Origin of the sequence: Paraburkholderia phenoliruptrix (assembly GCF_047325075.1) — a bacterium.
Taxonomy (GTDB): Bacteria; Pseudomonadota; Gammaproteobacteria; order Burkholderiales; family Burkholderiaceae; genus Paraburkholderia; species Paraburkholderia phenoliruptrix.
The window spans coordinates 349946-363599 of sequence record NZ_CP168531.1 but is presented as its reverse complement, the minus strand read 5'-3'; the positions used below and the strand labels follow the sequence as shown (position 1 = coordinate 363599).

Below are 13654 nucleotides of genomic sequence, written 5' to 3'. Positions count from 1 at the left end.
CCCGCCGAAAACGGAGGCACTATGAATCCGGCACGAGAATCGCTGCCGTGAATTGAAATATTTAACAGTCTGAAAGTGATGATTGCGTGAACATCATGTGTCATTCATTGATAGTCGCCTTGGCAAGCTGTTTTTCCCAAAAAATGCCGGAAGAGCAACGAATGTGGCTGAGAGCGTAAATGGTGGGTCAGTCGGAGCGCGGCGCTTACTCCGTATGAGCGATGTTTGTGTTCGTCCACGATTCGGCGCTTCGCTATTTCAAGTGTTACGGGAGATTGCTGCGATAATCAAGGCAGCCTAATCCCCGCCTAGCGAAACTATCTCCGCCGTGCTGATAAACGTCAAAGCGGGAAAAAACTACCTTTCATGCGTGCATCTGTAAATAATTCCGAATCGCAAGTTGATTGCGCGCGGTCTTTTACAAAAATTGTCCGGTAAAGATTTTCATCATATTATTCCGGGTGGCAATCCGCAGCGGAGTCTAAAAATGACAGTAAATGACTGGGCAGCCGCGCTGGGCGCGGGGTTGGACCAATCTCGACGCTTGTTGAAGCTGGATACAGCTCTGGGCGGAAATGTGCTGGTGCCAGTCCGTGTAGTCGGCACTTCGCGTATCGGGCGCAACTACTACTTCACTGTTGATGTCGCTTCCCTGAAGGATTCAATTGAGCTCAAATCCCTCATTGCGAAACCGGTGACGCTCTGGACTCAACAGACTGACTCGTCATATCTGCCGCGTCACGGCTATGTCCACACTGCGCGATTTCTGGGCTCGGACGGAAGCGTCCAGCTTTACCAGCTCAGTTTTTCGTCCTGGTTGCATTTCCTTAAGTTTCGCAGCGACGCGCGAATATTCCAGGACAAGACCGCAGAGGATATTATCGCGGCGGTATTCAATGAGCATCCCCAATCACGCGGTGCCTATCGCTTTGAGCTTGGTAAGCAGCTACCTCAGCGGTCGTTCTGTGTCCAGTATGAAGACGACTGGAACTTCGTGCACCGGATTATGGAGAGTGAAGGGCTCTTCGGCTATTTTGAACAGGCGGAAGACGGCAAATCGCATACGCTGGTCATTACCGACGACCTCTACACCGTTAAAGCCCTTGCACCACAAGATGTGTCGTTTTATCGAGCGGGCGCGGGAAGTGAGACGGATGCCATAGTTCAGTGGGGCGGAGCACGCACATTGCAGAGCGTGAGCTATACCACGCGCACATTCGACTATAAGAATCCGACTTTCAGCAGAGAGCTATCCACGCCGACAGTCGACAAGCAAGGCGACCTGCCCGACCAGGCTGAGGTCTACGAGTACACGGGCGCTTATACCTACGGCGACAGCGCTCGTGGCGACACGTTATCCAAGACGCGGATGGAAGAATGGGAGTCGCGCGCGAAGCGTTTCTTTGCGACGGGCAGTGTGCGGCGAGCCGATGTGGGACGCTGGTTCCAGCTCGAGGGCGCAACCGCTCTCGCATCTGACAGCGCAGAAAACCGTCAGTTTGCGATTCTGGCATTGACCTGGTACATCGAGAACAATCTGCCCGTTTCGACCGGAACACAGTTCCGTCATAGTCTCCAGTCACAACTGGCTGAAGCTCGCACTTATCACGCGGGTTCGTCGGACGTCTTCAACGTAAAGGACGCGTTGGGCGGTGAGGGATTTTTTCTGGTCGAAATGGAAACGCAGCGTCGCACCGTTCCTTTTCGCAGTCCCTTTGAACACCGCAAACCTGTAATGCATATGCAGACCGCAACAGTGGTCGGCCCGAATCAGGAGGAAGTGTTCACGGACGACCTCAACCGGGTGAAGGTGCTGATGCACTGGGACCGGGAGAACGGTGGCGATGAAAAAGCTTCGTGCTGGCTACGCGTCATGTCGCCAAACGCCGGCGGGACGCTCGGTGGCGTATTTGTCCCGCGCGTGGGGCATGAAGTGGGAATCGTCTACCTGGACGGAGATTGTGACCGCCCCGTCGTCAGCGGAAGCCTGTTCAACGCACAGCAGACGCCGCAATGGCACTCCAACGGATTGCTGTCGGGTTACAAGTCGAAGGAATTTCAGGGCACAGGCTACAACCAGCTTGTGATGGACGATTCAACGGGCCAGAACCGGGCGCAGCTATTCAGCAGCACGGCCCAGAGTTATTTGCATCTCGGTTATCTCATCGACCAGCAAGGCAATACGCGCGGCAACTATCTCGGGACGGGCTTCGACCTGAAGACCGATTCGTATGGCGCTGTGCGCGCTTCGCAGGGCATGTATCTGTCGACGTACGCGCGAGTCGGCACGTCGAGTCAGCCGCTTGATGTCAAGGAGGCACATCAGCACCTAGTCGACTCGGGCGGTGTCGTTGAGCGGCGCTCCGAAGTCGCAACAGGCAGCCAAGCTGAAGGCTTGCAGGACGCGCAGGACACCATTAACGATTTTGCTGCCGCGACGCAGAGCCCTCGGCAGGCGAACTCGGGTGGCGGCAACACGGCCAGTGGTGGAACTGGTGAGGCGAACGGATTCGCTCAGCCCGTGATGCTGCTGGCCAGCCCGTCCGGTATCGGTCTTTCGACGCAGAAATCCATTCAGGCTGCGGCGACGGAGCACGTCAACATTGTGAGCGGCGCCAGCACGCATATCGCCGCAACCAAATCGCTCATCGCGAGTGTTGGCGAGAAACTCAGCCTGTTTGTCCAGAGCGCCGGTATGAAGCTCTTTGCCGGCAAGGGGAAGGTCGAACTTCAGGCCCAGTCCGACAACGTCGAAATTACGGCCGACAGAACGGTCAAGGTTGTCTCGACGTCTGATGCCGTCAATGTGATGGCTGACAAGGAAATCAAACTGATGGCTGGTGGCGCAACGATTCGGCTTGCTGGCGGCAACATCTATGTACATGCGCCGGGCTTGGTCGAAATCAAGGGTGCCCAACATTCATTCCAGGGGCCCGCGAGCGAGAACGCGGCAGCGCAGCTACCGACCACTGAAGCTTGCGCGCAAAAATTCGCTTCTGCCTCGCAAACCGGTGCGGCCATTGTCGACTAGGAGTACCTATGGACCAGTACCTGATTGTCGAGCCTGACAACGGCAGCGTTGACCTTGGCACGGCGCCGCGGATGTACGAAATCGGCGAGATTGTCCCCGCTGCGATGCCGGAACTCAAAGGCGTGATGCCGATGCTTTACTCGGTGGAGCACCCTGAACAGCAACTGCCAGCTATCGAGGTCATTGCGGGACGGGACCAAGAGAGTGGCCTCCCACCGCGCGTCTGCGCGCTGCTTGAGACTGATGCAAGCGCTGAGACCTTGATGAAGCACATTAGCGACATGATTGCCCTGCCGCGCGAAACCGGGGGCCATTCTGTATTCCGGTTCTACGACCCTCGCGTGGTTCGCAACCTTGGATGGGTGCTGCAACCGGAGCAGTTGTCGCTAATGCTCGGACCAGTGCAGCGCTGGCGCTACTACTCTGACAATGGGTGGCTGGCGATGGAACACCCAGCAGTCGCTCCTGCCGAACGCCTGTCGCTATCCACTGACCAGTGGGCAACGCTGCGCCGCCTGCATCTTATTGAGCAGGCGCTGAAGTCCATACGCGACGTTGGGGAGCCAGTTGATGACCGTACACCTCGCCGGCTCGACGCCCTCTTTACGAAGGGCACCCGATATCGCCTCGCGGGGGAGGACCTGACAGTGTTTGCCGTACAGGGCTTGCTGGTCTCGTCGAACTTCGACCGACATCCCAAAGTTGCCGCAGCGCTTCAGCCGGGACAGACGTCGTCGTACTCGGAAATTACTGCCCAGTGGAGCGACGAGAACTGGGCCGTGATTGCACAGGAAGTGGCGCTGTACGCGCAGCAATAAGACCGACAACGCAAGACAGAGAGAGCAACGATGGGAACTATTCCGAAGGTCCAGGCCGCGTCAACCGGCGCTAAAGCCAATGCAGCCTGCCAGAAGTCCTGCAACATGTGCGAGAAGCAAGGTCTTCTCATTCTGCCGGTAAGGTATGCAGCAGCTGCCGCGACCACTGCTCACAATCTCGGCGCAGCCACGGCGCTTGCATTGCCGAAGGGGCCGTTTGGTAACGGCGTCACAACCGTGAGCGCGAAGAAGGCGAGCTACTTCCTGCGCTCCGTGCGCAAAGGCTTCATCCACGTCTACTACCAGTCGCAGAACAAATGGCAAATCTATGGAGTGACGTCCGAGGGATACGTTTTCAACTATCCACTCGACGTTGACCTGCCCGAAACCCAGGAGAAGGGATTCAACTGCCAGCAGACCGGGCATAAGGAACTCGCGCAGTGCATCAGCATCGAGCATCCACATAAAGCCGGCAAGGTCTATCTGGCATTCAGCGACGTACGTTGGACGGCCGCCGTACGCAAGCGCTATGAAGGCAATGAAAATGGTTGCAGGGACCAACGGATGCAGCTTTTCGATGCAGCGGGATGGGCGAACGGTAACCATTCGCAGAAGCATGCCCAGACCATTGCAGACGTTTCCGAGTACGTCCTCGAGTACAAGGGAGGTGTGGACGTCGCAGCATCCGGTTCGCCGTTTGCCTTCAAGGACCGTTCGACTGAAGCTGACGGGCTCAAGCAATTTATGGACGCACATGAGAAGGGCAATGGCGTCTTCTTCGCGCTTTGGGACCCATCTGGCATCACGCAGGAACTCAACGCCGAGCAGATAATCGCTATGGGTGCGGCAATGAAGCCATACCAGCGGAAGATGTGGACGGCGAGCGTGATTGACGGAATGAAGTCCTCCATTGAAGAAAGCGCAGAGGAAGACGAGAACGCAGCCGCCGAGCAGCTCAAGGGGCAGACAGCTGAATCGTACGCTATTTACTCCCTGTTTGATGGTGGGAAGGCCTACGAGAAGGAAATCAAGTCCATCGACGAACAGAAGGAAAGAGAGATGGATTCGGTTAAGGCAGCGGCCTGGAAACCGTACACCGAAGCCTACAGCCAGAATGCAGTGACTCAGTTCCGCAACGACATGAAGACGCAGATGCAAAAGGTGGAGGAGACGATTCTCACCCCGCTCGCGGAAGACTATGTCGCCTGGCTAAAGGGCACGCAGATGAGGACGGTGTTTGCGTGGGACTTCCACGAACTCGATGTAGCAAAGGGCGTCGAATATGCCGAACTCTTCTACGCATGTATATATGGGTCGGCTGACCGCAGGGTGGTCTATGACCTGGTCCTCGAATGGGCCAAGGGAGACTTGAAGGACCGCCATAATCCGCTTCTGCGTTCGATGATTCTGAATCACGACCCGTCGGCTGAAAAACTGAAGGAAGCGGCAGGATTCCCTCTGCTTGAAGTGCGGGAGCCGGCCGCGAAGCTCATTGAGCTGAACCACTCTGCCAACGAGATTCTCGAGAAGAAAGGCCAGGGCCTGATTGTGCGGGCCGACAAGGCAGTGGCTGGCATGCTGCACGAGCTGGGTGGCCCGATTGCCGGCTTCATCGCCAAGGCTGGCGATACAGCGAGTGTCCGGGTACTCACAGCGTGCATGGGTCTGCGTTCGCGCACCACAGTCATCTACAAGCCCGTCGAAGGAACCGTCAACCAGTGGATTTCCTATATGGCGCGCCAGATGTACGAACAGATGCCCGCGAACAAACGTCCGAGCCTGGGTTCGTTGAACGCGAACCTGCGTAAGACTTTCCAGAGTTCGTCTCCCAAGGATGGTCCAATCAAGGTTCCGCAGTTCATTGTCTTCAACGCCGATGAGGCTCTCCAGGCGTCATCGGGCGCTACTTCCCTCAGTGGCAGGGGGGCGGCAATCTTTGCACCGGGAGTGCGCGCGGTATTGACGGAAGAGAACATCAATGCGAGCTTTCTTCCAAAATTTCGGGCCGCGACACAGGGTGAAGTTGGATATGGCGTCATCGGGGTTATCTTCAACGCGGTCAACTGTATGTTGGCTAGCAAGGAGTTGGCAAAGTCCAGTGCGCTGAACCGCAAGGAGAACCATGACAAGTTCGTTGCTGCTATGGTCTCAACGGGTGCGGCGTCCTTTCAGACGGTTGGTAATGGCATGAAGGCATTTAGCAAACTAGGAGGGCGTTATTCGCAACTGTTGCTGAAATGGGGCACCGTTATCGAAATTGCCTTCCGTGTCGTAGGTGCGGTAGCCGGATTGGTCGGGGCATGGTATGACCTCCAGCAATTCAAGACCGAACGAGAGTCCGGACATGCGGGCCTAGCCTCCTTGTATTTTGCATCTGCCGTTACAAACGGCCTGCTTTGCCTTGCCCTGATTGCCGGCGCGACGGTCCTGGTTTTTGCGCTTATGGTCGTGCTTGTTATCATCGGTCTTTTAATAGCATGGAAGAAGCACCGGGAAATCGAGGAATGGCTCAGTAAGTGCTTCTTTGGTACAGCGGCGGAAAAGTTCTCAGAACTCGACGAACGCAAGCAGTTCGAAGCGCTGACCTCATAAGCGAGTCACCATGGCATACGATTACCTGACAAAGATTCGAATCAACCGTCCACTAACCGAGGAAGAGGTCGCACGGCGCATTGATGTTCACAAGCCCGTCGTCGATGAAGCTGCCGATGCCTACACCGTGTTCGGGATGAACGATGTTTATCTCGAAGTCTGCGACGCTTCTTACTCGCAGGTTGGCTGGGGCCTTCTTGCATTCCTGCTTTGTTTCCCGGCATTTGCTTTACTCACCGTGGAAGCCGTGCAAAGCGCGATTGTCGATACGCCGGCGATGGTCAGGAACGGGGAACAGGGGATGTTCAGCGCCGGCATGTGGGTCTTCACCGTGATTACGGTGCTGTGCTGTGTGCTCACAGTTGTGATACTGCTGCGCGATTGCTTCAACTACAGGCACAAGGCCGTGCGTTTCAATCGCCAGACGCGCATGGTGTACGCCTTCCGGCACAACGGGCCCGGCGGTGTAATCGCGGTGCCTTGGGACAAGGCGTTTTTCTACCCGCACCGGCTGCCTTCCAACGGGCTCGCCGGGGGCGCGCCAACCCTGATGCGCTGCTTTGTGCTTGACGACGCTGGAAAGAATATCGTGAACACGTTCAGCTTCGGTGCTCGTACGGTCAACGGCGCGGACGAGTCCACTCCAATGGGCAAACAGGTCCTCTATCAGATTCAGGCCAACTTCGAGTTCATCCGGCGTTACATGGAACAGGGTCCGGGCGCACTACCGAAGGTCGAGCGGTATCTGCCGCGGGGCCCCTCGCTGCGCGCGTCTATGAGCGTCTGGTTCTACGGCATCGGAGCCGTCGGCCGTGCCAACGGTGCCATGCGCGTTCTTACAATACTGCTTTCGGGGCCAATATTCCTGCTGTCGATTCTGCACTACATTGCCCAACTGACGAGCCGGGAGCCAGTTTGGCCGACCGACGTAGAGGCCGCCTGCGGCAACTCAGAGTCGACGGCAATGGCTCAAGCCTAAGCTTGCGGGCTTCCGTTGCTGTCTGAACGCGCTGCTGCTGTCTTGCGCGGAATCGCCTGGGTGAACGGCAAGGGTCTGCGTCGTGGCCTCGGTCAGCGCGTCAACTCGTATCGTAACGTCAGGCCTTTCCGGGCTCAAATTCACACGCGCGCAAGCACGTTCACATTCAACTTGTCGCCATATATTCGATGCAAAAGAATTGCGGTTTTCTGGTCTGCACCACAACGCTGATTTTCCTCACAGCCTGCCACAGCGCATCAGACAGCCCACTCGCTCGCGCAGCCGCCACGCTTGCAAAGACGGAGGCCCCGCATGATGCCCAGTGGGTTCAGCTCGATAGCAATGACGCGGCCGTGCAGGAGTGTGCCATCAAGTTCCCGGACGACGACCACCCCTGGACCGCGCGCATCGGGCTCAAGCCGGGGCAGTATGCAATTCACGCCCGCATCCAGCAGGATGGGGCAAATGGTTCCTGGTCGTCCGGTGAGGTATGGTCGGACGCGAAGACCGATGGTGACAAAGATGCGCTGGACGAGAGCACGCTCAAGGCTAGGCTGCATGACTGCGCCACGCACGTGATGTCCATCGGTGTGCTTGAGAGCCATCTTGGTCCGGACAACGCCGTCGTAACGGGACTGCGCGCGCTGGAAAAGCGGGATATCGAGAATGCGAAGTTGCTTCGCAAATCGACGCAGAACGGCAGCTAAGCCTGGTACGCCGTCAAACAGCCAATTCGTGGTCACAGCATCGCGAAATTACCGAAGTAGCGTTGAGGTCATCTGATATTCGCCGTCAGTGTTGACGCGAAACCCGAAGCTTTTTTGATGGGATTCCCGCGTGACTTGACCGCAAGAGTTTCCGCGCAGAAACGCGCTAAGTTATTCGCCGGAATATATCGAGTGAAAGGAGGAAGTCTTACCATGGACCGCAGATTCATCCTGAAAGATGACAAGACTACCCACAATGGTGTGGTGCTCGATGGCATCGTCGGCTCGTCCTTCGACGGTCGGCCGTTGGCTTATCTCGGGGCGCCCGTGTCGTGCCATACGTGCAACACGCAGGGCATCATCGTCAGTGACGGCTCGCCTCACACGATGAGTGTCATGGGCAAGCAGGTCGCACTCGAGAACGATTTATGCCAGTGCAAATGCGAGCCTCTTCCGAAGCTGGTGGCGTCGCAAACCATGGGCTCACTCACAGCCTGATTGACGGCAGCTCATTCGGGTCAAGCATCGACTTGAAAGTCTTTGTTCAAAGAGAATCGGCTGTCGAAATGACGTGAACAAAGCGCCGCGACCAAGGTAACTGCTGCTGCCGCTGAGTCGCTTCGCGAGCGGCCTCGGAACTTAAGAGGAACCGCTATGACATCGTAAGCGAGAAGATATGGCGTATGACCACGTGACCCGGATTGCGTTGAATCGCCCGGTTGACGAGGATGAAGCCGCACGGCGCATAGATATCCGCAAACCGGTCGCGGACGAGGTTGCCGACGCCAATACCGTGTTCGGCATGAACGATGTGTACCTGGAAGTTTGTGACGGCTCATATTCGCAGATTGGATGGTGTCTGCTTGCCTTCCTGATTGGTTTCCCCGCGTTCATATTTTTCACAGTCACCGCGATACAGGGCGCTGTAGAGGTGAACCCGGCTATGGTCAGGAACGGTGAGCAAGGCGCCTTCAGCATCGGGATGTGGGTCCTTGCGGTGGTGGGAGTGCTCTGCTGTGCGTTCACGGTAATGCTTCTCCTGCGCGACTGCTTCAACTATCGGCACAAATCTGTGCGGTTCAACCGCAAGACTCGCATGGTGTACGCGTTTCGACACAACGGCCCGGGCGGTGTCATCGCTGTTCCTTGGGATAAGGCATTCTTCTTTGTACATCGGCAGCCCTCCAATGCCACGTTTGGCGGAGCCCCCACCCTGATGCGCTGTTTCGTTCTTGACGACTCCGGCAAGAAAATCGTCGATACGTTCAGCTTTGGGCTGCGGACAGTCAATGGGGCGAAAGAGTCCACGCGCTACGGCAAACAGGTGCTTTATCAGGTCCAGGCCAACTTTGAGTTCATTCGCCGCTATATGGAAAGCAGTCTGGATTCGCTGCCACCTGTGAAAAAGTATCTGCCGCGCGGCCCCTCCCTTCGAGCGTCGATGAGTATATGGTTTTACGGACTGCTGGATATTGGCGGCGTTAACGCGGGACTCCGCATTTTTTCTCTCGTACTCAGTGTCCCGGTTTTTTTGCTGTCCGTGCTTCACTACATTGCACAGCTGACTTGTCGTGAGCCGGTGTGGCCGGAGGACGTCGAGGCAGCATGCGACAACGTCCGGCCAGCGGTGGTAGCGGAAGTGTGACTGGCTACAGATGCCACCCTATGCAGCGGCCTTACAAGTCGCGAGCCCGTTTGGCCCGCGGACGTCGGGTTGCCTGCAGGGACACATCAGCCACGCGGCTTGTACGCGTCTAACGCGGCGCCACTAGCGAAGAAGAAATTGCTCACGGAGATGAAAGTATGGGACGTAGATTCATTGTCCAGGGCGACACAACTGACCGTAACGGCGTCGTGATGGACGGCATAAGTGGGTCATCACTGGACGGGAAGCCGCTGGCTTATATCGGCGGCGTTGTCAGATGCCATAGCTGCGACAAGGAAGGTGTCATCATCACTGACGGTTCGCCACATTCCGTATCAATGATGGGCAAGCAAGTCGCTTTAGAAAATGACCTCTGTAAATGTACGTGCGACCCGCTTCCGAAACTCATTGCCTCACAGACGCGTGGCTCGCTATCTACATAGTGACAATTGCAGGGCTGCGCTCAACGGTAGAATCGCTGGCGTTGCGTCGTCGAGCCAAGAATTCGCGCGAGTGCTTAATTCGACCTCACAACGAGGATGATTAGAGGACCGTGCCGAATTGCTGCTGGTCGAGAGAAATGGTTGCAATGATGGATTCGAACTCTGCCATCAAATCCGGATGGCGTTGGGCAACGTACTGCCGTGCAGATTCGTTTTCGAGGAGCTTGGCGAGATATTCTTTCGCAAGCACTAGATTCGCGCAGCTCCTTCGTCGGAACCTGCATCTGGAGCAGGCGCAGGCACACCGACCATTCAAACGCGCACTCAGGAAGGTCAGGGTCGTCCCGCCGGCCTCGTCCTGCCCGATCAGCCGCGCGCCACGTGGATGAGCATCGCCATCAAGGAAGCCGAGCGTTGGGGCGGTGCGGATGAAAGCGTTATAACAAAGACCATGAATTATCACGACTTGGTCGACAACCAGAACTGGATCAAGAGTCTGAATGGCAGCGCCAATGCGTGGTGCGCCGCGTTCGTCAACTGGGTGATGAAACAGGACGGACGGGACATGGTGACGAAGCGGGACGATCGGCACCGTGCTCGAAAGTTCGTTGGGGACCCCAACTTTCCGCCGATCAAGGAGCCAGTGTACGGTTGCATCGCGGTGCTCGCTAACCTGGAGCACGTAATGTTTGTATACGGTTACGATTCCAAGAGCAAAAAGTTAGTGGTGCTTGGCGGCAATCAGGGCGGCCACGGTACATTCGGCGGCACCATCGACTTCACCGATTTTCCAAAATCTGCTATGCACGGGTTCTATGTCCCGCTGACCTACTTGCCTTTCGCGCAGGAAGAAATCAAGAAGGGCGCTCAGTTACCCGAAGCGAATGCCGAAGAACTCAACAAACTGCATCACATCAAAGATCCCAAAGGCCATGGAACACGTTAAGGCATTACGATCATCGGTCGTCACAGCCATCGCGCTATCGGCAATGTGCGCATGCAACGTAGCCTTCGCCGGCCCGAAGGAAAGTTGCATTACAACTGACGATCTGCAGACGTTGCAGCGCGATTTCTTCACGCATTTTCCAGACGCCAAAGCGTTTTCCAAATATGTGGACAGGTCGCAATTTGAATTGCTTACCAACGCGTCCGAGGGGCGCAAACTGGAGCAAGGGGGGCGTCCGACCGCAGAGAAGATCGACTGGCTGATCCACACGATGAACACCTACAAAGATCTGTTTTCCGGCTTCCAATTTGACAAGCCGGACTTCACCTATATGAGGGGACAACTCAGAGGCGGCAAACCGTCGGTCGACAATCTGCGAACATCCAAGCGATTCCCGAAAGACGAGTGCGTGCAGGAAGTCAACTATGACATACCTTCTGGCGCCTGCGTGATGTCACAACGACTGACCAGGCTTTCAATCACGTTTGTGAAAGACAAGCGTCCGCTATCACTCGCTAGCGTCGAAATGTTCTTCATCGCATGCACCGCAAAATAATTATGCTGCCTATGCAAACGCGGTCCTCGCCGGGGATGTCGCCGTCGGCCCCGAATACAGGTCGGTCGCAGCGCCCAAACGAATTGACGACCGACCTTCTGCTTCGCAAGATAGCTGCCGTTCCCATGCCTTGGGGCGCAGGTGACGCTGCGGCCAAGAGGCCGCATCAATACTCCCGGTGACCGATTGATGATGCTTTCCAAACGACTTAAATGGATCGCCCTGCTGTGCATACTCGCGCTGGCCGCATGGTTTTTCTGCCGGCCGGTAATCGTGCTGCATTACTCGGCGGACGCGCAGAAGCCGGTGGTCTATTTCCTGAACGAAAACGATCAAATCACTCGCGGTGAACTGGCACCCGGGCAGACCGAAAAGTTCTACACGCCCATGTTTGCATCGCGGGATGCGTGGATCGAGGTCAGTTTGCCTTTCGCGAGTCGCGACGGTGTGCACGTCAAGCCTCCGTATAGCCGGGTCGACGTGTATATCGACGCGAGCACGAAGATTGAGCGAACGGATACAAAGCATAATTTCTTCGCGCGCTTTTGAGGTCTCATGACGTTGCGGCGCGTCCGTGGACATTCTGGATAGACTACGCCCGTCGCACGAGGTGGGGCGCACTGGTGCCCCTCGCCAACCAACTTATCCCCACCCTCCTCTGCACAACCCGTGTAAAACCCGGTTCACACGATGTGGGGCAAACCTTGATAACCCCACCGCTCAGTGGGCCGCACGAAAACTTCCCCTTGGCCCGAGCCTGATATCCACGCTCGCCCAGCAAGGTTATCTCCGCTGCAACCCATTGATGCGAAAGAGAGCTTCGCAGTTGTCCACAAGCCACACCACCCCTTGTTAACTATTACTACGTATACATATACAAAGCCTATAAAAACCAAAACAAGCACCCACATTCGCGCCACCTGAACATGCAACGCACCGCCAACCCACAAGCAACACTTAGGCAACCCTCACCGAAGCGGCAAACAGATCTCCGTCACCAACTTCGCGGGCGCCGTCGTCTTCGGACTGTTCAAATACTCCTCGAATACGGGCGCATCGGCCGCCTCGCGCCCTGACTGCACGAGCCACGTGCCATACAACCACTCGTAGGCCGCGCGCATATCGCTGTACGGCCCCGTGTGCCGCAACACCGCATACTCGCCGCCGCGCACAGGCTCGATCGACACCGGCGGGCTCACCGTCACCGACATTGGTAGCGGACCCGGCAACAGCACCCCCGCTTTCGAGCGCAGTGCGTGTTCATCCACCATGCCGGGATCGTCGTAATACACGCCGATCATGCGCAGCTCCGCAGCGAGCAAATTGTTTTTACCCAGCCATCCAAAAAGCGCGTCGAACGCCTTGCCGATCTGCATATACGAGCCAACGTGATCGACCGACAGAATTGCCATCGGCTCCATGCGACGGATCTCCACTTCACGCAGTGTCATTTGCTTCTCTCCCGAAAGTGCCGGACGAAACCGGCGGTGTGTGCCCTCGTTGCGGTACTGCGCGGGCGGCACGCCGAATATCGCGCGAAACGTGCGAGAAAACGATTGCAGGCTGCTATAACCCGAGCGCGATGCAATCTCGGCAATCGGCATCGTTCCGTTTGCCAGATAACCGGCGGCGCGATGCAGCCGCAGGCGCCGAACCGTGGCGGCCACCGTCTCGCCGTACATCGCCTGATAAATGCGGTGCCAGTGATAGGGCGACAGGCACGCAATTTCCGCGAGCCGATCGATGTCGAGCGGTTCGTCCAGATGATCGTAAATGTGGTCGAGCACGCGGCCGAGGCGCGTCTCGTAGCGTGTCCGACTGGTTGAATCGTTCATGTTGTCGCGAGTGTGGAAAGTCATTGGTTTTGCGAAGCGAAAACAAAAACAAAAATATCACGCGCCCGTTTACCAAATCCTGCGAATCCGAAGCGCAAACCT

At 56.7% G+C, this 13654-nt stretch carries 13 protein-coding genes; 11 read left to right on the top strand and 2 right to left on the bottom strand.

Going from position 1 to position 13654, the window contains the following annotated elements; all coding sequences use genetic code 11:
• Window positions 1-487: 487 nt before the first annotated feature.
• The 8 genes from ACEN8U_RS13565 to ACEN8U_RS13530 all read left to right on the top strand — a co-directional run bounded on the left by ACEN8U_RS13565 (window position 488) and on the right by ACEN8U_RS13530 (window position 10215).
• A complete protein-coding gene (locus tag ACEN8U_RS13565) occupies window positions 488-3031 on the top strand; it encodes a type VI secretion system Vgr family protein (RefSeq protein WP_310104598.1) in 2544 nt (847 codons plus the stop codon).
• A gap of 8 nt (window positions 3032-3039) precedes the next feature.
• Window positions 3040-3849, top strand: a complete 810-nt coding sequence (locus tag ACEN8U_RS13560; protein WP_015001339.1) for a DUF4123 domain-containing protein — start codon at window positions 3040-3042, stop codon at window positions 3847-3849.
• Window positions 3850-3879: 30 nt separating this feature from the next.
• On the top strand, window positions 3880-6441 hold the full coding sequence (locus ACEN8U_RS13555; RefSeq protein WP_310104602.1) for a T6SS effector BTH_I2691 family protein: 2562 nt from the start codon (window positions 3880-3882) through the stop codon (window positions 6439-6441).
• A 10-nt stretch (window positions 6442-6451) separates the two neighbouring features.
• Window positions 6452-7420 carry a DUF6708 domain-containing protein gene (locus tag ACEN8U_RS13550; RefSeq protein WP_015001341.1) on the top strand — a complete coding sequence of 323 codons (969 nt, stop codon included), beginning with the start codon at window positions 6452-6454 and terminating at the stop codon, window positions 7418-7420.
• A gap of 188 nt (window positions 7421-7608) precedes the next feature.
• Complete coding sequence (locus tag ACEN8U_RS13545) at window positions 7609-8127, top strand: hypothetical protein (protein ID WP_041744821.1); 519 nt, start codon at window positions 7609-7611, stop codon at window positions 8125-8127.
• Window positions 8128-8340: 213 nt separating this feature from the next.
• The gene (locus ACEN8U_RS13540) at window positions 8341-8625 is read left to right on the top strand and encodes a PAAR domain-containing protein (RefSeq protein WP_015001342.1); all 285 of its coding nucleotides are present in this window, start codon (window positions 8341-8343) and stop codon (window positions 8623-8625) included.
• A gap of 178 nt (window positions 8626-8803) precedes the next feature.
• Entirely contained in the window at window positions 8804-9772 is a 969-nt protein-coding gene (locus ACEN8U_RS13535) for a DUF6708 domain-containing protein (RefSeq protein WP_015001343.1), read from the top strand.
• A 158-nt stretch (window positions 9773-9930) separates the two neighbouring features.
• Window positions 9931-10215: a PAAR domain-containing protein gene (locus ACEN8U_RS13530; RefSeq protein WP_310104608.1), complete on the top strand. Its 285-nt coding sequence runs from the start codon at window positions 9931-9933 to the stop codon at window positions 10213-10215.
• 100 nt (window positions 10216-10315) lie between these two features.
• Here the strand turns inward: ACEN8U_RS13530 and ACEN8U_RS13525 are convergent, their stop codons facing one another.
• On the bottom strand, window positions 10316-10465 hold the full coding sequence (locus ACEN8U_RS13525) for a hypothetical protein (RefSeq protein WP_310104611.1): 150 nt from the start codon (window positions 10463-10465) through the stop codon (window positions 10316-10318).
• A gap of 135 nt (window positions 10466-10600) precedes the next feature.
• Here ACEN8U_RS13525 and ACEN8U_RS13520 point away from each other — a divergent pair, with 135 nt between their 5' ends.
• The 3 genes from ACEN8U_RS13520 (at window position 10601) to ACEN8U_RS13510 (ending at window position 12266) form a co-directional block, all read left to right on the top strand.
• A complete protein-coding gene (locus tag ACEN8U_RS13520; RefSeq protein WP_310104614.1) occupies window positions 10601-11161 on the top strand; it encodes a TIGR02594 family protein in 561 nt (186 codons plus the stop codon).
• On the top strand, window positions 11148-11717 hold the full coding sequence (locus ACEN8U_RS13515; RefSeq protein ID WP_015001348.1) for a hypothetical protein: 570 nt from the start codon (window positions 11148-11150) through the stop codon (window positions 11715-11717). Before ACEN8U_RS13520 ends, ACEN8U_RS13515 begins: the two co-directional genes overlap by 14 nt.
• Before the next feature lie 141 nt (window positions 11718-11858).
• Window positions 11859-12266 carry a hypothetical protein gene (locus ACEN8U_RS13510; RefSeq protein WP_238558528.1) on the top strand — a complete coding sequence of 136 codons (408 nt, stop codon included), beginning with the start codon at window positions 11859-11861 and terminating at the stop codon, window positions 12264-12266.
• 419 nt (window positions 12267-12685) lie between these two features.
• On the opposite strand, the gene ACEN8U_RS13505 is transcribed toward ACEN8U_RS13510, so the two are convergent.
• Window positions 12686-13576: an AraC family transcriptional regulator gene (locus tag ACEN8U_RS13505; protein ID WP_015001350.1), complete on the bottom strand. Its 891-nt coding sequence runs from the start codon at window positions 13574-13576 to the stop codon at window positions 12686-12688.
• Window positions 13577-13654: the final 78 nt, after the last annotated feature.

Bases quoted from the DNA above. Each gene is read 5' to 3' on its own strand.
- ACEN8U_RS13565 (WP_310104598.1), top strand. From the start codon at position 488: ATGACAGTAAATGACTGGGCAGCCGCGCTGGGCGCGGGGTTGGACCAA.
- ACEN8U_RS13560 (WP_015001339.1), top strand. From the start codon at position 3,040: ATGGACCAGTACCTGATTGTCGAGCCTGACAACGGCAGCGTTGACCTT.
- ACEN8U_RS13555 (WP_310104602.1), top strand. From the start codon at position 3,880: ATGGGAACTATTCCGAAGGTCCAGGCCGCGTCAACCGGCGCTAAAGCC.
- ACEN8U_RS13550 (WP_015001341.1), top strand. From the start codon at position 6,452: ATGGCATACGATTACCTGACAAAGATTCGAATCAACCGTCCACTAACC.
- ACEN8U_RS13545 (WP_041744821.1), top strand. From the start codon at position 7,609: ATGCAAAAGAATTGCGGTTTTCTGGTCTGCACCACAACGCTGATTTTC.
- ACEN8U_RS13540 (WP_015001342.1), top strand. From the start codon at position 8,341: ATGGACCGCAGATTCATCCTGAAAGATGACAAGACTACCCACAATGGT.
- ACEN8U_RS13535 (WP_015001343.1), top strand. From the start codon at position 8,804: ATGGCGTATGACCACGTGACCCGGATTGCGTTGAATCGCCCGGTTGAC.
- ACEN8U_RS13530 (WP_310104608.1), top strand. From the start codon at position 9,931: ATGGGACGTAGATTCATTGTCCAGGGCGACACAACTGACCGTAACGGC.
- ACEN8U_RS13520 (WP_310104614.1), top strand. From the start codon at position 10,601: ATGAGCATCGCCATCAAGGAAGCCGAGCGTTGGGGCGGTGCGGATGAA.
- ACEN8U_RS13515 (WP_015001348.1), top strand. From the start codon at position 11,148: ATGGAACACGTTAAGGCATTACGATCATCGGTCGTCACAGCCATCGCG.
- ACEN8U_RS13505 (WP_015001350.1), bottom strand. From the start codon at position 13,576: ATGACTTTCCACACTCGCGACAACATGAACGATTCAACCAGTCGGACA.